Below are 19,864 nucleotides of genomic sequence, written 5' to 3'. Positions count from 1 at the left end.
GACCAGCGCGGTCGTGAGCGACAGGAATTTGCGAAGATTGGTGGTCACTGTAGTTCTCCTCTTGTGTTGGAAGCGATGCGGTTCACTTATGTGGCCTTTGTTATGGTTATGTGACGGATATCGGCCTTGCGCGGTCTATCGATGATGGCCTGTATCCTGAATGATCCTCCGGTTTCTTCTCTCACCCATGTCGGGGCTTTCGGAACAGGCGTGCCTGTTCAAAAAGTCCTTCGAGTGTGTTCATGCGCTCGCGCGTCTCGTCCCAGGACGAGCTCTGCACGGCCTCGATCAGGGCTTCGACGACGAACAGCGTCACGACGGAGCTGTCCCATGCCGACGGTGCCTCGATATGGAGCTTGAAACAGTGGCGCGCATGCTGTGCCACCGGCGACATCCACTGGTCCGTAAAGACAATAATCTGTACGCCGTTGGCGCGCGCGACCTCCGCGAGCGTCGTCAGATCCGCCTCGTAGCGCCTGATGTCGAAGATCACGAGCACGTCGCCATCCTGCATATTGAGGACGTGCTGCGGCCATGAACTGGCATTCGAGGACATCAAGGTCGTCCGGGGACGGATGACCTGCATATGGGTGAAGAAGTATTCGGCAAGCGCACCCGTGATGCGTCCGCCGACGAAATAAATGCTGCGATGGCGGTCCCCGATCAGACGAGCGGCTTCATCGAAGGTCGCCGTGCGCAGTTCTCCCAGCGAGTTGCGCAGATTGGCCATGACGGCTTCAGCAAACCGGTTGAGGATGTGCCGGTTGGGAGCGTTGGCGGCCCATCGGTCGTGCTTGGCGATCGGGTTTGAGATCGTCGCCTCAAGTTCCTGGTGGAGATGCGCCTGGAACTCGGGATAGCCCTTGTAGCCGAGCTTCTGCACCATGCGGGCGACTGTCGGTGTCGACACCCGGGCATTTTCGGCAACGGTGGTGATGCTGCCCAGTCCTGAGACGGGGTAGTTCTGCAGCAGGCTTTCTGCCAGCTGCCGTTCGGCACGCGTCAGCCCATCAAAATGGGCATGGATCACGTCCGACACCGTGGTCGACGCATTCATCAAGAACCGATTGACTCCCCTCAAGCCAGTCTGTCGCCGGCTTTTTCAGGATTAAGCCTCGCTGTCACAATTGAGTCAACTGCCCTTTGAAGAGAATTTTTCAGTAGCGGATTGACAGACGCTTAACCGTGAAGAATTCTCTTCGAAAATAAATTGGGCCAACGAGCCCAGGGGAACAATCAGCATGCTCTTGAGGTCGGGGATCCTGACAGCGTTGGACGGTGAGGTGGTTGCAGTCGACAATGCGGCAGCGGCGAGCGGTCTCGTCTTCGTCTGCGAGCACGCATCTGCCGTGTTGCCGCCATCGGCAGGTGACCTGGGTCTTTCGCCGGATGCTCTATCCAGCCATATCGCCTGGGATCCGGGTGCTCTTGAGATCGCCCGCCGCCTTTCAACTGCACTCGACGGACTGCTCGTCCATCAGCGTTTTTCAAGACTGGTCTATGACTGCAATCGTCCGCCGGAGTCGCCGGCCGCCATGCCGGAAAAGAGCGAGATCTACACGATCCCGGGCAATTTGAACCTCAGTCCGGCTGAGCGTTATGCGCGGACTGCGGCACTTTACGTTCCCTTCCACGACCGGATTGCTGCCGAGATTGCGCGGATCGCCGGGGACGGCGGCAAGCCCGTCATCGTCACTGTGCATACCTTTACGCCGGTCTATTTTGGCAAGGCGCGCGAGGTCGAGATCGGAATTCTGCACGATACGGACAGTCGTCTGGCGGATGCCATGCTTGAGGCCGCAGCCGGTGGTCCTTACCGTGTTGAGCGCAACTCGCCGTATGGGCCAGAAGACGGCGTCACCCATACGCTGCGTCTGCATGCGCTGCCGCAAGGCTTCGCCAATGTCATGATCGAGGTGCGCAACGACCTGGTTCGCGACGAGGCAGGCCTTAAGGCTATCTCCGCCTATCTCGCGGACTTGATTTCAGGAGCGCTCGAAAGGGTCGCATAACTATCCGAAACGCTGGGCAAACCACATATCAAAGAGGGAACGGATGCCGGCATACGAGATGATGAGACGAGGACCGCTCAAGCGTTCCGGGCTGGCGGTAAACTGATGCCGCAAGCCCTGCAAACCTATGTGCGTATCGTGGATGCTTTCAATCGCCGCGTTGGCCGGATCGTCATGTATGGCGTCTTCGTCATGATGGGCATCCTGCTGTATTCGTCCATCTCGAAAGGCCTGTTCCTGCCGGCGCACTGGACGCTTGAAATGGCGCAGTTCGTCATGGCCGGCTACTATCTGCTCGGCGGCGCCTACTCGCTCCAGCTCGACAGTCACGTGCGCATGGATCTGCTCTATGGTCGCTGGTCGCCGAAGACCAAGGCCGTCGTCGATGTGATCACGATCATGATGCTCTTCGTTTACCTGTTCTTCCTGATGTGGGGCGGGGTGTCGAGCACCTCCTATGCGCTGCAATATGGTGAAACCAGCTACTCTTCCTGGTCGCCCTACATGGCCCCCGTGAAGATCGTCATGGTCATCGGTATCTTCCTGACCTTCCTGCAGGCGACGTCGATCTTCATCAAGGACCTCGCGGTCGCCATGGGGAGGCCGATCGCATGAGCGATTTCTTGAGCTATGAAATGATAGCGCTCCTGATGTTCTCGTCGATGATGATGTCGATGCTCACAGGGCAGCGCGTGTTTGCGACCATCGGCTTCGTCGGCGTCGTGGCGGCGGCCGTGCTCTGGGGCAATGGTGGCTTCGAGATGGGCTTTTCGGCCGGCATGAAGCTGATGAAGTGGTATCCGCTGCTGACGCTGCCGCTCTTCATCTACATGGGCTACATGCTGTCGGAATCCGGCATCGCAGAGGACCTCTACAAGGCCTTCCATGTCTGGTTCGGTGGCATGCCGGGCGGTCTGGCGGTCGGCACGATCGGGTTGATGGTCGTGATTTCCGCGATGAATGGTCTGTCGGTCGCCGGCATGGCCATCGGGGCGTCGATTGCGCTGCCGGAACTTTTGCGCCGTGGCTACGACAAGATCATGGTCTCCGGCGTCATCCAGGCCGGCAGTTCGCTCGGGATCCTGATCCCGCCGAGCGTCGTGCTGGTGCTCTATGGCATGATCGCGCGCCAGCCGGTGAGCCAGCTTTGGCTTGCGGGCGTCTTCCCTGGGCTGATGCTTGCGACGATGTTCTGCCTCTACATCATCATCCGCTGCCGTCTCAATCCAGCTCTCGGTCCGGCCCTTCCCAAAGAAGAGCGCGACATGCCGATGATCGAGAAGCTCAAACTCTTGCAGGCGGGCATCCTGCCGTTCCTCATCTTCTTCCTGATGATGGGCCTGTTCCTGATGGGCATCACCAGCCTCGTGGAAAGCTCGGCGGTCGGTGCTCTCGGCGCCCTGTTTGCTGCGTGGTACAAGGGACGCCTTTCCAAGGCAGTCTGGAACCGGGTGCTCGAGCAGACGCTCGGCATCTCCTGCATGTTCATGTGGATCATCCTGGCCGCACTCTGCTTCGGCGCCGTCTTCGATGGGCTGGGAGCCGTCAGGGCCATCGAGACTTTGCTGGTGCGTGATATCGGTCTCACGCCTTGGGAGATCCTGATCATCATGCAGCTGTCGTTCCTGGTGATGGGGGCATTTCTCGACGATACGGCGATGCTGGTCATCGTCGCGCCGCTCTACATTCCGCTCGTCGGCAAGCTCGATCTCGGCGTCGATAACGCGCTCATCTGGTACGGCGTACTCTACACGATCACCTGCCAGATCGCCTACATGACACCGCCCTTCGGCTACAATCTCTTCCTGATGAAGGCGATGGCGCCACCCGACATCCGGCTGATCGATATCTATCGGTCGGTGATCCCGTTCGTCCTGATCATGATGCTCGGCATGGTAATCATCATGATCTTTCCGCAGATCGCGACTTGGCTGCCCAGCCAGATCTATCTCAGAGGTTAGCGTTCGAATGACAAGAGGCTCGGCAAACGGGCCCGGCACCAGGACTACCCGCCGGACCTTAGGTCCTGCGGGCTTCAAAAGAAACGAAGAACAGAGGGAAACAACATGACCAACAGCAGACGTTCATTCCTGAAGACGGCCGCCATGGCCACCCCTGCCGTTCTGGCAGCCCCTTACGTCAAGGCCCAGAACGCGAAGATCACCTGGCGCCTGCAGACCTATGCCGGTGCAGCACTCGCCGAATTTGTCATCCGTCCGGCCGTCGACGCCTTCAACAAGGCGGCCAACGGTGAGATGGAGATCCAGCTCTTCACTGCAGACCAGCTCGTGCCCACAGGCGAACTGTTCCGCGCGATGCAGGCCGGCACGATCGACGCCGTCCAGTCGGACGACGACTCGATGAACTCGCCTGTTGATATCAAGGTCTTCGGCGGCTACTTCCCGTTCGCCTCGCGCTACAGCCTCGATGTGCCGACGCTGTTTTACGAATACGGCCTCGCCGAAATCTGGGATCAGGCCTATTCGGAAGTGGGCGTGAAGTGGCTCTCCGCCGGCGCCTGGGACCCGTGCAACTTCGCCACCAACAAGCCGATCACCAAACTCGATGACCTGAAGGGCCTGCGCGTCTTCACTTTCCCGACGGCCGGTCAGTTCCTGTCGCAATTCGGCGTCGTGCCGGTCACCATTCCGTTCGAAGACGTGCCGGTTGCCATGCAGACGGGTGAAATCGACGCGATCGCCTGGTCCGGCATCACCGAAGTCTTCACCTCGGGCTGGGTCGACGTGACCAAGTACTTCCTGACCAACAATGTGTCGGGCGGCTGGTGCGGTTCGTTCTTCGCAAATGCCGATCGCTGGAACGAGGTCCCGCCACACCTGCAGACCCTGTGGCAGATGTGCATGGATTCCTCCCACTACAAGCGTCTGCACTGGTACTGGGGTGGCGAAGCCCGGCTCCGCGCCGAGGGTGGCCGCCTGGAACTCACCAGCATCCCGGATGCCGAATGGAAGTCGGTCGAAGATGCGGCCCTCGTCTTCTGGGACGAAGTCGCCAAGCAGACCGAGCGCACCGGCAAGGTCGTCGAGATCCTCAAGAAGTACAATTCCGACATGGAAAAGGCCGGCAAGCCCTATCGTTACGGCTGATCACACGCAATGGCGATCCGGCTTCTGCCGGGTCGCCTTCACAAAACAAGACGGCATGAGCCAATCGCTGCCCTGGGAACACCGAGATGACCACGTACACATTCGAAGAGTTGAAAAAAGACGTCGCAGAAGGGCGCATCGACACGGTTCTGGCGTGTCAGGTGGACATGCAGGGCCGATTGATGGGCAAGCGGTTCCAGGCGGAGTTCTTCGTCGAGAGCGCTTACAAGGAAACCCATAGCTGCAACTACCTGCTCGCCACCGACATGGAGATGGAAACTGTCTCCGGCTACAAGGCGACCAGCTGGGAAAAGGGTTACGGCGACTACACGATGAAGCCGGATCTTTCGACCCTTCGCCGCATTCCCTGGCTCGAAGGCACAGCGCTGGTTCTCTGCGACATGCTCGACCACGCCACCCATGCGGAAGTGCCGCATTCGCCGCGCGCGATCCTGAAGAGGCAGGTCGCCCGGCTTGAGGCCATGGGCATGAAGGCCTTCATGGCGACCGAACTCGAATTCTTCCTCTTCGATCAGACCTATGACGAGGCGCGGCTCTCCGGCTATCGCGACCTGAAAACGGTCTCGGGCTACAACGAGGACTACCACATCTTCCAGACGACCAAGGAAGAGGACGTGATGCGGGCGATCCGAAAGGGCCTGCAGGGGGCGGGTATCCCGGTTGAGAATTCCAAGGGCGAGGCGTCTGCCGGTCAGGAAGAGATCAATGTCCGCTATGCCGACGTGCTGACCATGGCGGACCGGCACGTGATCATCAAGAATGGCTGCAAGGAGATTGCCTGGTCGAAGGGCAAGGCCATCACCTTCCTCGCCAAGTGGCATTACAATGCTGCCGGGTCTTCCTCGCATATCCACCAGTCTCTCTGGTCTGCCGATGGCAAGACGCCGCTGTTCTTCGATAAGAATGGCGAATACGGCATGTCCGAGACCATGAAGCACTACATGGCCGGGTTGCTTGCCCATGCCAGCGATTTCACCTATTTCCTGGCTCCTTACATCAACTCCTACAAGCGCTTCGTCGCCGGCACGTTTGCGCCGACCAAGGCGATCTGGTCGAAGGACAATCGCACCGCCGGCTACCGCTTGTGCGGCGAGCAGAGCAAGGGCATCCGCGTCGAATGCCGCGTGGGTGGTTCCGATCTCAACCCGTATCTCGCCATGGCAGCACTGCTCGCCGCCGGGATCGACGGCATCGAGAAAAAGATGGCGCTCGAGCCGGAATTCTCGGGCGATGCCTATGGCGCAAAGGAGGCTCGCGAGATTCCTCGTACTTTGCGGGCGGCTGCGGAAACGCTTCGCGGGTCGCAGATGCTGCGGGCTGCTTTCGGCGACGACGTCGTGGATCACTACGTTCGCGCCGCAGAGTGGGAGCAGGAAGAATATGATCGCCGGATCACGGACTGGGAGGTGGCGCGCGGCTTCGAGCGCGCGTGACCAAAGGCGGCCTTGAGCCCGCCACGATCCCCGGCGTAAGGGTGGAAACAAGGACAGCGGCTGCGGCCGCTGTCATCTCGTTCTAGAACAACAGGAAGACGATCATGACCATGATCCAATGCATTTCGCCGATCGATGGATCGGTTTACGCGGAGCGACCGGCGATGTCGCTGGAAGCGGCAAGCGAGGCCGTGGCTCGTGCGCGCAAGGCGCAGAAGGCCTGGGCGCGCCGGCCGCTTGAGGACCGCGTTCAGCTGGTGCTGAAGGGCGTTGCCCGCCTCAACGAGATGGCGGACGAAGTGGTGCCGGAACTGGCCCATATGATGGGCCGTCCGGTGCGCTACGGCGGCGAATACAAGGGCTTCAACGAGCGCTCCAACTATGTCGCGGCGATTGCTGCCGACTCGCTTGCGCCACTGGTCGTGGAAGCAAGTGACACGTTCGAGCGTCGCATCGAGCGCGAGCCGCATGGCGTCGTCTTCGTCATCGCGCCGTGGAACTATCCTTACATGACCGCGATCAACACGATCGCGCCGGCGCTGATGGCGGGCAACACCGTCGTCCTCAAGCATGCGACCCAGACGCTTCTCGTCGGCGAGCGCATGGTGCGGGCTTTCGTTGAGGCGGGTGTTCCGGATGATGTCTTCATCAACCTCTTCCTCGACCATGCCACGACGTCCGCCCTGATCGCAGCGGGCAATTTCAACTTCATCAATTTCACCGGTTCGGTCGAAGGCGGGCGTTCCATCGAACGGGCCGCTGCCGGTACCTTTGCCGGTCTCGGCCTGGAGCTCGGCGGCAAGGACCCCGGTTACGTCATGGAAGACGCGGATCTCGATGCTGCCGTCGATACGTTGATGGATGGCGCAACCTATAATTCCGGCCAGTGCTGCTGCGGCATCGAGCGCATCTATGTGCATGAGAGCCTCTACGACGCCTTCGTCGAGAAGTCGGTCGCCTGGGTGTCGAACTACAAGCTCGGCAATCCGCTGGATGCCGAAACGACGCTCGGGCCGATGGCCAACAAGCGTTTCGCCAAGGTGGTGCGCGAGCAGATCGCCGATGCCGTGTCGAAGGGTGCGAAGGCGCTGGTCGATCCGAAGCTTTTCCCGGCCGATGACGGCGGCGCCTATATCATGCCGCAGGTCCTGGTGAACGTAGATCATTCCATGGCCTTTATGAAGGACGAGACCTTTGGTCCGGCCGTCGGTATCATGAAGGTGAAGAGCGACGACGAGGCGCTCGGTCTGATGAACGACAGCCCCTATGGCCTCACTGCCTCGCTCTGGACGCAAGACCCCGAACGCGCTGCCCGCATCGGCCGCGATATCGAGACCGGCACCGTGTTCATGAACCGCGCCGATTACCTCGACCCGGCGCTTTGCTGGACCGGCGTCAAGGAAACCGGCAAGGGCGGCTCGCTGTCAGTCCTCGGCTTCCAGAATCTTACCCGTCCCAAATCCTATCACCTGAAGAAAGTCACCAAATGAACATCGTCGCCAATTGGAGCTATCCCACCGCCATCAAGATGGGACGTGGCCGCATCAAGGAACTGGCGGACGCTTGCAAGTCGCTCGGCATGAAGAAGCCGCTCCTGATCACCGACCGGGGGCTTGCCCCGATGGCGATCACCCAGACGGCGCTCGATGTGCTGGAAGAGGCAGGCCTTGGTCGAGCGCTCTTTGCCGATGTCGATCCGAACCCGAATGAGAAGAACCTCGAAGCCGGTATCAAGGCCTACAAGGATGGTGGCCATGATGGCGTGGTTGCCTTCGGCGGCGGCTCGGGCCTCGACCTTGGCAAGTGCGTGGCGTTCATGGCCGGCCAGACCCGGCCGGTCTGGGACTTCGAGGATATCGGCGACTGGTGGACGCGGGCCAATTCCGATGCGATCGCGCCGATAGTTGCCGTGCCGACCACCGCGGGTACCGGATCGGAAGTCGGTCGCGCTTCGGTCATCACCAATTCCGAAACCCATGTGAAGAAGATCATCTTCCATCCAAAGTTCCTGCCCGGCGTCGTCATTTGCGACCCTGAACTGACCGTCGGCATGCCGAAGATGATCACCGCCGGAACGGGCATGGATGCCTTCGCGCACTGCCTCGAAGCCTATTCCTCGCCTTTCTATCACCCGATGAGCCAAGGCATCGCGCTCGAAGGCATGCGGCTGGTCAAGGAATTCCTGCCGCGCGCCTACAAGGACGGCACCGACATCGAAGCCCGCACCAACATGATGTCGGCGGCTGCCATGGGCGCTGTTGCCTTCCAGAAGGGGCTCGGTGCCATCCACGCGCTGTCGCATCCGATCGGCGCCGTCTACAATACCCATCACGGCATGACGAACGCGGTTGTGATGCCTCCGGTGCTGAAGTTCAACCGTCACGTCATCGAGGATCGCATCGAGCGGGCTGCCGCCTATCTCGGCATCGCGGGTGGCTTCGACGGCTTCTATGACTACGTGCTTTCACTCCGTGCGGAGCTGCATGTGCCGGAAAACCTCACGGCCATGGGCATCGCCAATGACCGGATCGACGAACTCTCCGCCATGGCGATCGAGGATCCCAGCGCCGGCGGCAATCCGGTGAAGATGACTCTCGAAAACACCAAGCAGCTCTTTGCCGACTGCTTCTGATCTCAAGCGTCGCTCGCTGAAAGGCCCCGGCATGTCGTGCCGGGGCCTTTCGAGTCATTCTGTCGGGCCGAGCTTCTGCCTGCCCATTCCTATCTGCGAATATACTAGGGTTTTCCGTCGCTTCTCCCCATTAAGGGGGAGGGGGAGCTGGTGCTCGTTTCCAGTTTGTTAACCATGTTTGGGCCATGATGACTGCATGTGGCGCCGATGACGCAGGTTGCCAAAGAGCGATGAGCCGCTCGGATCCGACCTCCCAAGGAAACAGCATGCCAGTCATTTCTTTTGCCAATGCCAAGGGTGGTGCCGGCAAGACCACCGCAGCCCTTCTACTCGCCACCGAGCTGGCCCATCAAGGATATCGCGTCGCCATCCTTGATGCCGATCCGCAGCGCTGGATCACCCAGTGGCACGAGATCTCGGGTCCGCAGCGCAACATCCAGGTGGTCTCCGAGGTTACGGTCGCTTCCGTCCAGGGCCATATCCGCGAGCTTTCGCGCAGCAACGACTACATCATCATGGATCTGGCCGGTGCGCGTGATGCCATGGTAACAACCGCGATCGGTCTCTCCGATCACGTGATGATCCCGGTCCAGGGCTGCGCCATGGATGCCAAGGGTGGCGCCCAGATCCTCGACCTGATCAAGCTGATGGAAGATGCGGGCAACCTCGTCATTCCGCATTCGGTCGTTCTCACACGCGTCACCTCCATGGTGACGACGCGCGCGCTTCTGACCATCAAGGGGCTGCTGGCTGCCCGCGGCGTCAATGTCATCAACACGCCGATTGCCGAGCGCAGCGCCTATCGCGAGATCTTCGACTGTGGTGGCACGCTGTATTCGATGGATATGGCGAAAATCAGCAATCTCGACAAGGCTCAGGACAATGCCAAGGCCTTTGCCACCGAGGTCATGCGCCTGCTGCCGGTCAAGGTGATCCGCTCCAACGAGCCGCGCCGCCTGTTCCGTCTGGTTCGATCAGCCGCCTGAGCCGCTCGCGTCCAAAATTCCAAAAACGAAGAGACCGCCGGTGCTGCCGGCGGTCTCTTCGTATTCAGATCTGAGTCTGTTATTGCGCAAGCGCGTCTCGAAGGCTTTGCGTCTTACTCGACAAATTCCACCGTTACGCCCGGCTTCACCATCTTGGCCAGTTCCGTGGCGTCCCAGTTGGTCAGGCGAATACAGCCATGGCTCTGGGTGCGGCCGATCTTGGAAGGCTCGGGGGTGCCGTGGATGCCGTAGGTGGGCTTGGACAGCGCCAGCCAGACCGTTCCGACAGGGCCGTTCGGGCCAGGCGGGATCTGCAGGATCTGGGTGTTGTTGCCCTGCTGGAAATTGATCTTCGGATTGTAGGTGTAGCCTGGATTGAGAGCGATGCGTTCGATCGTGACCGTGCCGGACGGGGAAGGGGTGTCTGCGGAGCCGATGCTGGCCGGATAGGCGGCAATGAGGCCGCCATCTTCGCCATAGGCGAAGACCTGCTTCAGACCCTTGTTGGCGACGATGCGTGTCACGTTGCCTTTCTTGTACGGGCCGGGCTCGACCACCTTGATCGTCGTGCCCGGGATCGAAAAATCGACGCCGGGGTTGAGTTCGCGCAGATAGCCCTCGTCCATGTGGAAGCGCTCGGCGAGCATCTCGGCCGTCGAGGTGTAGGACATGGCCGGAAGCTGTGCCTTGTGAGCGTAGTCGTCGGGGATCGACGCAACGAACGGGCCGGCCGCATCGCCGGCAGTGATCGTATAGCTCTTGATCGCCAGGCCGCCGGAGAGGCGCAGGCGTTCCAGGATGTCATCGGCATTGTTCGGGTCGAGTGTCTCGCCGGTCATCTGCTCCCAGGCGACGATCGCCTTGTTGACGTTCTGGCCCATCTTGCCGTCGATGACGCCGGGCGAAATGCCTTCGCGGTCGAGGAACACCTGCAGGGCGGTGATCTCCAGGCGGGACAGATTGCTCTTGACCGGGATTTCCGGCGTCACCGTGCGTGCCGGGGCTGTGTCGGCGGGTGCGGGAAGGTCCGGGCCGCCATACGGCATGTCCTGGGGCATGCCCTCGAGTGGCAGACTGTCACGCGGGTCGATGTCGGGAATGGAGGCGGTCGTGACGTCGTCGTCCCAGCCTCGCGGCGCCGGCTCGGCATAGGGATCGTAGACGCCGGGCAGGCCACGGTTTCCACCCCGCTGGCGGGGAGGATAATAGCTTTCAGCCGGGATCTCAGTCGCGACGAGATTGCCTCTGCGGTCAATCAGCACAGTGCGGCCCATCCGGTCGCGGCTGATCATGACTTCGCCGACCTCCGGGACATAGTCGAGGATATCGCCTTCCGGCGAGACGAGCAGCATCTGGGAGTGGCGATCGTCATACACCGATTGTGCCGATGCAGTGCTCACCGAGGTGAGGGAGGCGGCGGCCAAAACCGCAAGTATCAAGCTAGATTTCCTGAAGTCGAACACGATTCGGTTTCCTCGTCTGAGCCGGCGACAAACGCGATAAATTTGACACTAATGTGGAAAAGGTGAATTCATAATGAATTGAGAGTTAACTCGCTGTGGGGGCGGAAGAGATAACCGGGCTGGATGCAGGGTCGCAGTGCCGGGTTGAGGGGGGACAATGCAGGATAGACTGAGGATGGAGGCATTCATGCCCTTCCGGCTTTTGCGCGTGGCCGAAAGCGTTGACCACGGCTTCACGCAATTCTGCGGCCCGGAAGACGAGCTGTCCTGGTCCGAATGGCAGGTTCTCTGGTCGCTGGGTGAACACACGCCGACGACGGCGAAGGCCATCTCCTCCCATTCGGGTCTGTCCAAGACCAAAATCAGCCGTGCTGTGAAAGTGCTGGAGGACAAGGGTTATCTCATTCGCAAGAAGGATCGATCGGACCGGCGCTTTGAACTTCTGTCTCTAACGCAGAAGGGGCAGCACAGGTTCGAGCGCCTTGCCGACGAAGCGGGTGCCTTCCAGCGGTGGCTTGAGCGCAGCGTCAACATCGCCTATCTCTCCTCGCTCGACAGCGGGCTCGTCGGCTTGGAGGATCTCATTTCCACCGGTCACCTCAGGGCTCCGCATCGGCAGGCCGAGGAACCTCTTGCATGATCACTTTTTCCGGTCCCAAGGGACCGCGTCTGGCGCTCGACGAGAGCTCGGTATTCGATATCGGCTCCTGCGTCGTCGAGGGCGTCGATCTGTCACCCGGCCGGGCGATCCCCGATGACGGCGATCCGCGAATCGATCATTCCCTGGAAGGGTTCCTGTTCACCTGCGGTCCCGACCATATCCGTCATCGAGAGCCGATCGCGGGCACGGACCGGCACTTTCCTCTGCACGGCTCATTCTCCGCCAGCCAGGCGCATTCGATCGAGATGACGGTCGAGGGGGAGGATCTCGTTGCGCGGGCCGTGGTCGATGTGACGCTTGCGGCTGGCGGCCATGCGCATTTGCGGCGGCAATGGCGGCTGAAAGCGGAGAGCGGCGAGGTGCAGCTTTCCGATACAGTCGTGAATGTCGGCGAAACCGCCTTTCCGACCTTTCTGATGTATCACATAAACCTGGGCGCCAAGCACTTCGACGACGAAACGCAGCTCGAAGGGGCGATGCTTGACGGCGGCGGCTTTCCTTGGACCTTCGGCGAAGCGGAGGGTGGCATCTTCTGCGTGCCCGCGGGCCATGGCGGCTGGGCGGAACTGCGTCTGGGACCGATCGCCGCGATTGGCGGCAAGCGGCTGAATGTCCGCTTTCGAACCGATACGCTGCCGCATCTGCAGGTGTGGCGAAACCAGAAGGCGCCTGCGCATGTGCTCGGCATCGAGCCCGTGTCGCATCGCTGGGTCGGGCGTGCCGAGCTCGAGGCCGCCGGCGAATTCAACATCCTGCAGCCGGGCGAAAGCCGCGACTATGGGTTTGCATTTTCCTTCGTCTGAATACCGATCGGTTATCCCCCCGCGATTGACGCTCAGGAACGCCCGTCGTAGATGTTTGGCCCCAAGGAAACTGACGAGGAGCCCCGATGAACATCCGTGAGATCAACGAGGAATATTCGGTCAGCGGCCAGATCACGGTCGACGAGGTCGACGAGATCAAGGCGCTCGGCTTCAAGTCCATCGTCTGCCATCGCCCCGATGGCGAGGAGTTCGGCCAGCCGGAATTCGCAGCGGTTGCCAAACGCGCCGAAGAACTGGGCCTCAAGATCAAGCATGTGCCGGTCGGACCGATGGGCGTCACACCTGACGCGGTCGCCGACATGGTCGATGCGCTGGAAGAATTCGAGCGCCCGATGCTCGGCTACTGCCGTTCCGGCGCCCGCTCGACGGCGACCTACGAACACGCACAGCGCCAGCGCGGCTGATTTCCCATTTCCGATTTTGCGGCCGGACCATCTCGTTCCGGCCGTCTGTCTTCGTTCACCAGTCTCAAGCAGGAGTATCCCCATGAGCATCAAGCGTATCGAGCCCGGCAAGCGCATGAGCGGCGCCGTCGTCCACGGCAACACCGTCTACCTCGCAGGCCAGGTTGGCGAAGGCTCGACCGTGACCGAGCAGTCGAAGTCGGCACTCGCCGAAGTCGACCGCCTGCTGGCTGCCGCCGGTTCGGACAAGTCGAAGATCCTGCAGACGATCATCTACCTCTCGGACATGTCGACCTTCGGCGAAATGAACGCCGTCTGGGAAGCCTGGATCGACCCGGCCAACCCGCCGGCCCGCGCAACAAGCGGCGCGCCGCTTGCGACCCCTGACTATCTGGTCGAATTCATTGTCACGGCTGCTGTCTGATCTTTCAGGGCAATGTCTGAAATGCAAAAGGCCGGGAGCGATCCCGGCTTTTTGTTGTTTTTACAAATGCTTGCTCAGGGTTCACAGTTTCGCGGTCGCACCGGACTTGCGTCGCTGGCCAAGAAGCCAGCGATACAGGCGTCCGTCTATGGAGAGTAGTCCAAGCGCTATCAGGCTCATGCCAACGAAATGGTTGGATGCCAATCGTTCGCCGAGGAACAGATAGCCAAGTAGGATGGCGCTGACGGGGATCAGCAGGGTTACGAGAGAACTGTTGATCGCGCCGCCGACCGCCAGGATGTGGAAGAAGATGATATAGGCGAGTGCCGTGGACAGCAGACCGAGGCCGATAAGCGCGGCGATTGTCGTCACTCCCGGCATCGGCAGATGCCAGGGCGTGTCGACCAGCGTAACCATGGGTATCATCAGCAGCGTTGTCGCCGACACCTGTCCGAATGCACTGGTGGCCGGCGAGATGCCCATGCGCCGGAAGCGCCTGCCGAAGACACTGGCAAAGCCATAGGACAGGGCTGCACCGAGGCAGGCAAGAATCGGCAGGAGCGGCAGGCCCTCGGTCTTTACGCCGTTTCCGGCCATCAGTACCGCCACACCCGAAAATTCAAGCGCGATGCCCACGAGCTTGTTGCGAGTCATGCCTTCGTCTGCTGTCAGAAAATGCGCGACGAGGATGGAGAAGATCGGCGTGGTCGCGTTGAGGATCGAGGCCAGACCGCTGGCAATCTGGGTCTGCCCCCAGGATAGAAGCGTGAAGGGAATGAGGTTGTTGAGGAGCCCCATGCCGAAGAAGGCGGTCCAGGTGGTCGCATCTTTAGGAATTGGCTGGCGGCGGATGCGCAAATAGCTAAGCAGAGCCAATGCTGCGATCGCCACACGGGCCAGAACCACCGTGAGCGGCGGCAACTCTGAAAGGGCGACTTTGGAAAAGAAGAAGGAGCCGCCCCACAGAACGGACAGTGCCAAGAGTAGAGCCCAGCCGGTAAGGCTCATGGATTGGTTCTGCTGCATCCGAAAGGTTCCGTCGTGGATCGGTTGGCCATGTGTGGCCCGCCGGGCCAAGGTTTGCTCGCCGGATTCGGACTCTGTCCTTTTGACGCTCCGAACGCTGGTGTAATCTCGCATCATGAGCTTGGATATCCACCAATGTGAGCAGGCATGGCTTGCGCGTGATCCGCAGTTTGACGGCCGATTCTTCATTGGCGTTCGAACAACCGCGATCTATTGCCGCTGCGTCTGTCCGGTGCGCCAGCCCTTTCGCTGCAATATCGAGTTCCTCCCGAGTGCGGCAGCGGCCGAACTTGCCGGCTATCGGCCTTGTCTGCGCTGCCGTCCGGAAACGGCGCCTTTCAGTTCAGCATGGAAGGGCAGTGCGGCAATCGTGGAAAGGGCAGCAAGACTGATCCGCGACGAAGGCGCACTCGATGCGCCGGATGCGACCGTGGAGGCGCTTGCGGCCCGCGTCGGGGTCGGCGGGCGGCATCTCTCGCGGCTGTTTCAGAAGCATCTCGGCGCAAGCCCGCTCCAGGTGGCGAAAACGGCGCGGGTGCAACGCGCCAAGCGCTTGCTGACCGGCACGGATATGCCGATCACCGAGATTGCGCTGCAGGCGGGTTTTGGAAGCGTCAGGCGGTTCAATGCCGTTTTTCAGGAGGTTTACAAACGACCACCGACGGTGATCAAACGGAGTTCGTCGCCGCGCCCATCGTGATTGCCCCTTGTTGCGCGGAGACCTCTGCGCAACCAAGAGAATGGCCGGGGATGAGCCGGCCATTCTGTTTTGATTCAACGGCCTGTCAGGCCTTGTTGCGAATTTGAGTCAGCGTCCTTGTCGGCGTGATCGCCTCCGGGTCGAGCTTGATCTCGATGACCGCGGGCTTGCCGGAAGCGCGGGCGCGCAGGAAGGCGGGGGCGAAGTCTTCGGTCTTTTCCACCGTTTCGCCGTGGCCGCCATAGGCTTTGGCGAGAGCCGCGAAGTCGGGGTTGGTCAGATCTGTGGCGCTGACGCGGCCCGGATATTCGCGCTCCTGATGCATGCGGATCGTGCCGTACATGCCGTTGTTGATCACAAGCGTGATGATCGGCAGGTTGTAGCGGATGGCGGTCGCGAATTCCTGACCATGCATCATGAAACAGCCGTCTCCGGCAAAGCAGATGACCTCACGCTCCGGGAAGAGTTGCTTGGCAGCGACGGCTGCCGGAAGGCCATAGCCCATGGAGCCGGAGGTCGGGGCGGCCTGGGTGTCGAAGGCCTGGAAGCGGTGGAAGCGATGCAGCCAGGTGGCATAGTTGCCGGCGCCATTGGTAAAGATTGCGTCCTTCGGGGTGTTTGCTTCGATCCATTCCATGATCGGCCCCATCTGCACGGCGCCGGGGCCGGCCTTGGGCGGCGTCGACCAGGCGAGATAGGCGGCGTGCATCGTCTGCGTGCGCTCGGCCCATACAGGGGCGGCTGGTGCCTCTAGCGAAACAAGCGCGTAGATGAATTCCTCAGGTGCGGCACAGATGGCGAGGTCGGCGCGGTAGACGCGGCCGAGTTCGGACGGGTCCGGGTGGATGTGGACCAGTTTTTGCGCCGGGTAGGGGATGTCCATCAGCGTGTAGGAGGAGGAGGGCATTTCCGAGAAGCGGCCGCCGAGCAGGATCAGGAGATCGGCCTCCTTCACTTCCTTCGCCAGCGCTGGGTTGATGCCAATGCCGACGTCGCCGGCATAAGACGGGTGCAGGTGATCGAAGAGCATCTGGCGGCGGAAGGAGCAGCCGACCGGCAGCTTGAACCTTTCCGCAAAAGTCTGGATGCCTGCGACCGAGGTTTCGCTCCAGCGGGTGCCGCCGAGAACAACCATCGGGCGCTTGGCAGTCTTCAACATTTCGCCGAGGGCGGCGATCTGGCTTGGGCCGGGATGGGCCTCGACGGGCGTGTAGGGCTTCGCTTCCGGCGCGTCGACTTCGTCAAGCAGCATGTCTTCCGGCAGCGTCAGCACGACCGGGCCGGGGCGACCAGAAGTTGCGACGGCAAAGGCGCGTGTAACGAATTCCGGGATGCGGCGGGCGTCGTCGATCTCGCCGACCCATTTGGCGAATTCGGTGAAGGCGCGGCGGTATTCGACCTCCTGGAAGGCTTCGCGCTCCTTCATGTCACGGCCGATCTGGCCGATGAACAGGATCATCGGGATCGAATCCTGCTTTGCGACATGCAGGCCGGCAGAGGCATTGGTGGCGCCCGGACCACGGGTCACCATGCAGATGCCGGGCTTGCCGGTGAGGCGGCCCCAGGTGTCGGCCATCATCGCAGCGCCGCCTTCCTGGCGGCAGACCAGCGTCTCGATGCCGCTGTCCTTCAGCGCGTCGAGCACGGCCAGATAGCTTTCGCCGGGAACGCAGGACACGCGCTCGACGCCGTTGGCCTTCAAGGCTTCGACGATCAGGGCTCCGCCGGTTCTCTTCATTTCGTCTTCCTTTCCAGCTCGGCCAGTTCGGCCAGAATTTCGTTTCCGTGCTCGCCGATGCGCGGGCTCGGGCGCTCGTAACGCAGGGGTGTCTCGGAGAGCACGATCGGCGTGCGCACGCTCGGGATCACGGTGCCCTTGCCGTCGGTGAGGTCGATCTTCAACCCGCGCGCCTGGACCTGCGGGTCGGCGAACATTTCCTCGATCGAGTTGATCGGCCCGGCCGGCACGGCATTGGCCTCGCAGGCGGACAGCAGGTCGCGCTTCTGCCACTTCATGGTCTCTGCCGTGACGATGCGGCGAACCTCGACCTTGTTGGCGACGCGGGCCTTGTTGGTGGCGAAGCGTTCGTCATCGGCGATGGCAGGAATGCCGAGGATGGTGCAGAGGCGCTTGAATTGGCCGTCATTGCCGACGGCGAGGATCAGATGGCCGTCTGCTGTCGGCACGACTTCATAGGGGCTGATGTTCGGATGGGCATTGCCGAGCCGGGTTGGGGGCTTTCCGGAGATCAGGTAGTTCATGTTCTGGTTGGCGAGCACCGCCGACATGACGTCGAGCAGGGCCATGTCGACGAACTGGCCCTTGCCGGTTTTCATGACGTGGATCAGGGCGGCCTGGATCGCGGTCACGGCATAGATGCCGGTGAAGATGTCCGCGATGGCAACGCCTGCCTTCATCGGCTCGCCGTCCTTTTCGCCCGTGATCGACATGAAGCCGGACATGCCCTGGACGATGTAGTCATAGCCGGCGAAATCTGCATAGGGGCCGTTCTGGCCGAAGCCGGTGATCGAGCAGTAGACGAGCTTGGGGTTGATCGCTTTCAGGCTCGCGTAGTCGAGGCCGTATTTCTCAAGGCCACCGCGCTTGAAGTTTTCGATGACCACATCGGCAGAAGCGCAGAGGCGGCGGACAATTTCCTGACCTTCGGGTGTCTTCAGATCGACCGCGATCGAGCGCTTGTTGCGGTTGGTCGAATGGTAATAGGCGGCCGAGAGGTTCTCGCCATCGGCGCCTTCGACGAAGGGAGGCCCCCAGGCGCGGGTATCGTCGCCACCTTCGGGGTTTTCGACTTTAATCACGTCGGCGCCGAGATCGGCGAGCATCTGGCCTGCCCAGGGGCCTGCGAGTACACGGGCGAGTTCGATCACACGGATGCCGTTGAGCGGGGCAGGGGCGGAGGGCTTGGGCGTCATTGCGCGATCCTGTGCGGCGTCGTCAGATCAGGCGATCCGACAAAATTGGATCTCCTGCCATGACAAGAACTGCTATCGACAGAGCTATATCGCCCCATTTTGCCATTCGCACCTGATATTCTCTCATGGCATCATTCCGTTTCGGCAAGATCTGGCCAGATCAGGGGCCGAGATTGGCGAGCCAAGCGAGAAAATCGGCAATCGGTTTTTCGCGACCGATCTCGTTCAGCGTCTCATGGCGCATGCCGTCATAGACAGTGGTTTCGACATCCGTCATGCCGACATCGAGCATGCGTTGGCCGAGCCAGCGGATCTCGCGGCCCATGTTGGTCGCGGGGTCCTCAGCGCCGCCGACCAGATAGACGGGGAGGCGTGGCGGCAGGCGCTCGAGACGTTCGGGGGCGGCGCCTGCGAAAGTCAGGCGAAAGATATCGCGCCACATCGAGACGCTGGCATCGAAGCCGCAGAGCGGATCGGCGATATAGGCGTCGACCTCGCGGGCGTCATGCGACAGCCAGTCGAAGGGGGTGCGATGGCCCTTGATGGCGCGGCCCCAGGCGGCAAAGGTGGCCTTCGGCAGGATGAGGGAGGGGACGTCCGAGCCCTTCAACATCTGTTCGAGAGAAAGCACGCCCTGCGCAACCCGTCCGGCAAGGCCGGGATTGAAGTTGGAATTCCAGATCGTCAGGGCATGAAAGGCTTGTGGGTGCTCCGTCGCGACGTTGAGCGCGATCAGGCCGCCCATGGAGTGACCGAAGAGGATGACCGGGAGCCCGGGATGGGTTTCGACGGCAAGCTCGCGCATGGCCATGACGTCGGCGATGACCTTTGCGACGCCGTCGCGGCGCGCGAACAATCCGAGTTGAGCGTCCGGTGCCGTCGTCTCGCCGTGTCCCCGGTGATCATGGGCAAAGACGTGGTAGCCTTGGGCGGCGAGAGCCGAGGCGAATTCCTCGTAGCGCCGCGAATGTTCCGCCAGGCCGTGGCAGATAACGACGATACCGCGAGGCACGGTCGTCGATGGCTGGTGGTGATAGGCCAGTCGCGCGCCTGATGGTGATTGGTGTAAGGCAAGATCTGAAAACATTTGGTTCCCCCGATAGCGCGATAGGAGGTCATTTCTCTGCCATGCGCAATAGCGTCAATGGCTTGACCCCGGATGCGCGAACAAGCCGGCGAAGAACGAACCCGGCCGACGAGGCGGGGAGTGCGCAATGATCTGAAGCTTGCGAGAACT

19 protein-coding genes are annotated in these 19,864 nt (G+C 61.2%); 13 read left to right on the top strand and 6 right to left on the bottom strand.

Features of this window, described 5'->3' with window-relative positions:
• Positions 1-181: 181 nt before the first annotated feature.
• Positions 182-1,057 carry a MurR/RpiR family transcriptional regulator gene (locus ACQKP1_RS12370; protein ID WP_427276448.1) on the bottom strand — a complete coding sequence of 292 codons (876 nt, stop codon included), beginning with the start codon at positions 1,055-1,057 and terminating at the stop codon, positions 182-184.
• Positions 1,058-1,241: 184 nt separating this feature from the next.
• Between ACQKP1_RS12370 and ACQKP1_RS12365 the strand changes: the two genes are divergently transcribed.
• The 8 genes from ACQKP1_RS12365 (at position 1,242) to ACQKP1_RS12330 (ending at position 10,191) form a co-directional block, all read left to right on the top strand.
• Positions 1,242-2,012, top strand: coding sequence for an N-formylglutamate amidohydrolase (locus ACQKP1_RS12365; RefSeq protein ID WP_427275449.1), 771 nt, complete (start codon positions 1,242-1,244; stop codon positions 2,010-2,012).
• 105 nt (positions 2,013-2,117) lie between these two features.
• On the top strand, positions 2,118-2,627 hold the full coding sequence (locus tag ACQKP1_RS12360; protein ID WP_427275448.1) for a TRAP transporter small permease subunit: 510 nt from the start codon (positions 2,118-2,120) through the stop codon (positions 2,625-2,627).
• A gap of 8 nt (positions 2,628-2,635) precedes the next feature.
• On the top strand, positions 2,636-3,973 hold the full coding sequence (locus ACQKP1_RS12355; RefSeq protein ID WP_427276447.1) for a TRAP transporter large permease: 1,338 nt from the start codon (positions 2,636-2,638) through the stop codon (positions 3,971-3,973).
• A 105-nt stretch (positions 3,974-4,078) separates the two neighbouring features.
• Positions 4,079-5,119: a TRAP transporter substrate-binding protein gene (locus ACQKP1_RS12350; protein ID WP_006728337.1), complete on the top strand. Its 1,041-nt coding sequence runs from the start codon at positions 4,079-4,081 to the stop codon at positions 5,117-5,119.
• 86 nt (positions 5,120-5,205) lie between these two features.
• Positions 5,206-6,573 (top strand): glutamine synthetase family protein, encoded by a 1,368-nt coding sequence (locus tag ACQKP1_RS12345; RefSeq protein WP_427275447.1) that lies wholly within the window; start codon positions 5,206-5,208, stop codon positions 6,571-6,573.
• Between the two features lie 104 nt (positions 6,574-6,677).
• Complete coding sequence (locus ACQKP1_RS12340) at positions 6,678-8,063, top strand: aldehyde dehydrogenase family protein (protein WP_427275446.1); 1,386 nt, start codon at positions 6,678-6,680, stop codon at positions 8,061-8,063.
• The gene (locus ACQKP1_RS12335) at positions 8,060-9,205 is read left to right on the top strand and encodes an iron-containing alcohol dehydrogenase (RefSeq protein ID WP_427275445.1); all 1,146 of its coding nucleotides are present in this window, start codon (positions 8,060-8,062) and stop codon (positions 9,203-9,205) included. Before ACQKP1_RS12340 ends, ACQKP1_RS12335 begins: the two co-directional genes overlap by 4 nt.
• A gap of 266 nt (positions 9,206-9,471) precedes the next feature.
• Positions 9,472-10,191, top strand: a complete 720-nt coding sequence (locus ACQKP1_RS12330) for an AAA family ATPase (protein WP_427275444.1) — start codon at positions 9,472-9,474, stop codon at positions 10,189-10,191.
• Positions 10,192-10,304: 113 nt separating this feature from the next.
• Here ACQKP1_RS12330 and ACQKP1_RS12325 read toward each other — a convergent pair whose 3' ends face one another.
• Entirely contained in the window at positions 10,305-11,630 is a 1,326-nt protein-coding gene (locus tag ACQKP1_RS12325) for a L,D-transpeptidase (RefSeq protein ID WP_425959288.1), read from the bottom strand.
• Positions 11,631-11,811: 181 nt separating this feature from the next.
• Here ACQKP1_RS12325 and ACQKP1_RS12320 point away from each other — a divergent pair, with 181 nt between their 5' ends.
• The 4 genes from ACQKP1_RS12320 (at position 11,812) to ACQKP1_RS12305 (ending at position 13,967) form a co-directional block, all read left to right on the top strand.
• The gene (locus ACQKP1_RS12320) at positions 11,812-12,294 is read left to right on the top strand and encodes a MarR family winged helix-turn-helix transcriptional regulator (protein ID WP_427275443.1); all 483 of its coding nucleotides are present in this window, start codon (positions 11,812-11,814) and stop codon (positions 12,292-12,294) included.
• Positions 12,291-13,118 carry a DUF4432 family protein gene (locus ACQKP1_RS12315; RefSeq protein WP_427275442.1) on the top strand — a complete coding sequence of 276 codons (828 nt, stop codon included), beginning with the start codon at positions 12,291-12,293 and terminating at the stop codon, positions 13,116-13,118. Before ACQKP1_RS12320 ends, ACQKP1_RS12315 begins: the two co-directional genes overlap by 4 nt.
• 86 nt (positions 13,119-13,204) lie before the next feature.
• A complete protein-coding gene (locus ACQKP1_RS12310; protein WP_203016670.1) occupies positions 13,205-13,543 on the top strand; it encodes a TIGR01244 family sulfur transferase in 339 nt (112 codons plus the stop codon).
• 82 nt (positions 13,544-13,625) lie between these two features.
• Complete coding sequence (locus ACQKP1_RS12305; RefSeq protein ID WP_006728347.1) at positions 13,626-13,967, top strand: RidA family protein; 342 nt, start codon at positions 13,626-13,628, stop codon at positions 13,965-13,967.
• Positions 13,968-14,048: 81 nt separating this feature from the next.
• Here ACQKP1_RS12305 and ACQKP1_RS12300 read toward each other — a convergent pair whose 3' ends face one another.
• Positions 14,049-14,993, bottom strand: coding sequence for a DMT family transporter (locus tag ACQKP1_RS12300; protein ID WP_427275441.1), 945 nt, complete (start codon positions 14,991-14,993; stop codon positions 14,049-14,051).
• 115 nt (positions 14,994-15,108) lie between these two features.
• Between ACQKP1_RS12300 and ACQKP1_RS12295 the strand changes: the two genes are divergently transcribed.
• Positions 15,109-15,693, top strand: a complete 585-nt coding sequence (locus ACQKP1_RS12295) for a bifunctional transcriptional activator/DNA repair enzyme AdaA (RefSeq protein WP_427275440.1) — start codon at positions 15,109-15,111, stop codon at positions 15,691-15,693.
• Positions 15,694-15,778: 85 nt separating this feature from the next.
• Here the strand turns inward: ACQKP1_RS12295 and ACQKP1_RS12290 are convergent, their stop codons facing one another.
• From ACQKP1_RS12290 to ACQKP1_RS12280, 3 genes are all read right to left on the bottom strand, one after another.
• Positions 15,779-17,431 carry a thiamine pyrophosphate-binding protein gene (locus ACQKP1_RS12290; protein WP_427275439.1) on the bottom strand — a complete coding sequence of 551 codons (1,653 nt, stop codon included), beginning with the start codon at positions 17,429-17,431 and terminating at the stop codon, positions 15,779-15,781.
• Complete coding sequence (locus ACQKP1_RS12285; RefSeq protein ID WP_427275438.1) at positions 17,428-18,627, bottom strand: CaiB/BaiF CoA transferase family protein; 1,200 nt, start codon at positions 18,625-18,627, stop codon at positions 17,428-17,430. Before ACQKP1_RS12285 ends, ACQKP1_RS12290 begins: the two co-directional genes overlap by 4 nt.
• A gap of 160 nt (positions 18,628-18,787) precedes the next feature.
• A complete protein-coding gene (locus ACQKP1_RS12280) occupies positions 18,788-19,714 on the bottom strand; it encodes a lysophospholipase (RefSeq protein ID WP_427275437.1) in 927 nt (308 codons plus the stop codon).
• Positions 19,715-19,864: the final 150 nt, after the last annotated feature.

Source organism: Allorhizobium sp. NPDC080224 (assembly GCF_050281005.1).
Lineage (GTDB): Bacteria > Pseudomonadota > Alphaproteobacteria > Rhizobiales > Rhizobiaceae > Allorhizobium.
This window is presented reverse-complemented; position numbering and strand designations above follow the sequence as displayed.

Bases quoted from the DNA above. Each gene is read 5' to 3' on its own strand.
- ACQKP1_RS12285 (WP_427275438.1), bottom strand. From the start codon at position 18,627: ATGACGCCCAAGCCCTCCGCCCCTGCCCCGCTCAACGGCATCCGTGTG.
- ACQKP1_RS12345 (WP_427275447.1), top strand. From the start codon at position 5,206: ATGACCACGTACACATTCGAAGAGTTGAAAAAAGACGTCGCAGAAGGG.
- ACQKP1_RS12305 (WP_006728347.1), top strand. From the start codon at position 13,626: ATGAGCATCAAGCGTATCGAGCCCGGCAAGCGCATGAGCGGCGCCGTC.
- ACQKP1_RS12365 (WP_427275449.1), top strand. From the start codon at position 1,242: ATGCTCTTGAGGTCGGGGATCCTGACAGCGTTGGACGGTGAGGTGGTT.
- ACQKP1_RS12290 (WP_427275439.1), bottom strand. From the start codon at position 17,431: ATGAAGAGAACCGGCGGAGCCCTGATCGTCGAAGCCTTGAAGGCCAAC.
- ACQKP1_RS12295 (WP_427275440.1), top strand. From the start codon at position 15,109: ATGAGCTTGGATATCCACCAATGTGAGCAGGCATGGCTTGCGCGTGAT.
- ACQKP1_RS12320 (WP_427275443.1), top strand. From the start codon at position 11,812: ATGCAGGATAGACTGAGGATGGAGGCATTCATGCCCTTCCGGCTTTTG.
- ACQKP1_RS12350 (WP_006728337.1), top strand. From the start codon at position 4,079: ATGACCAACAGCAGACGTTCATTCCTGAAGACGGCCGCCATGGCCACC.
- ACQKP1_RS12315 (WP_427275442.1), top strand. From the start codon at position 12,291: ATGATCACTTTTTCCGGTCCCAAGGGACCGCGTCTGGCGCTCGACGAG.
- ACQKP1_RS12300 (WP_427275441.1), bottom strand. From the start codon at position 14,993: ATGCAGCAGAACCAATCCATGAGCCTTACCGGCTGGGCTCTACTCTTG.
- ACQKP1_RS12330 (WP_427275444.1), top strand. From the start codon at position 9,472: ATGCCAGTCATTTCTTTTGCCAATGCCAAGGGTGGTGCCGGCAAGACC.
- ACQKP1_RS12370 (WP_427276448.1), bottom strand. From the start codon at position 1,057: ATGAATGCGTCGACCACGGTGTCGGACGTGATCCATGCCCATTTTGAT.
- ACQKP1_RS12335 (WP_427275445.1), top strand. From the start codon at position 8,060: ATGAACATCGTCGCCAATTGGAGCTATCCCACCGCCATCAAGATGGGA.
- ACQKP1_RS12310 (WP_203016670.1), top strand. From the start codon at position 13,205: ATGAACATCCGTGAGATCAACGAGGAATATTCGGTCAGCGGCCAGATC.
- ACQKP1_RS12340 (WP_427275446.1), top strand. From the start codon at position 6,678: ATGACCATGATCCAATGCATTTCGCCGATCGATGGATCGGTTTACGCG.
- ACQKP1_RS12360 (WP_427275448.1), top strand. From the start codon at position 2,118: ATGCCGCAAGCCCTGCAAACCTATGTGCGTATCGTGGATGCTTTCAAT.
- ACQKP1_RS12280 (WP_427275437.1), bottom strand. From the start codon at position 19,714: ATGTTTTCAGATCTTGCCTTACACCAATCACCATCAGGCGCGCGACTG.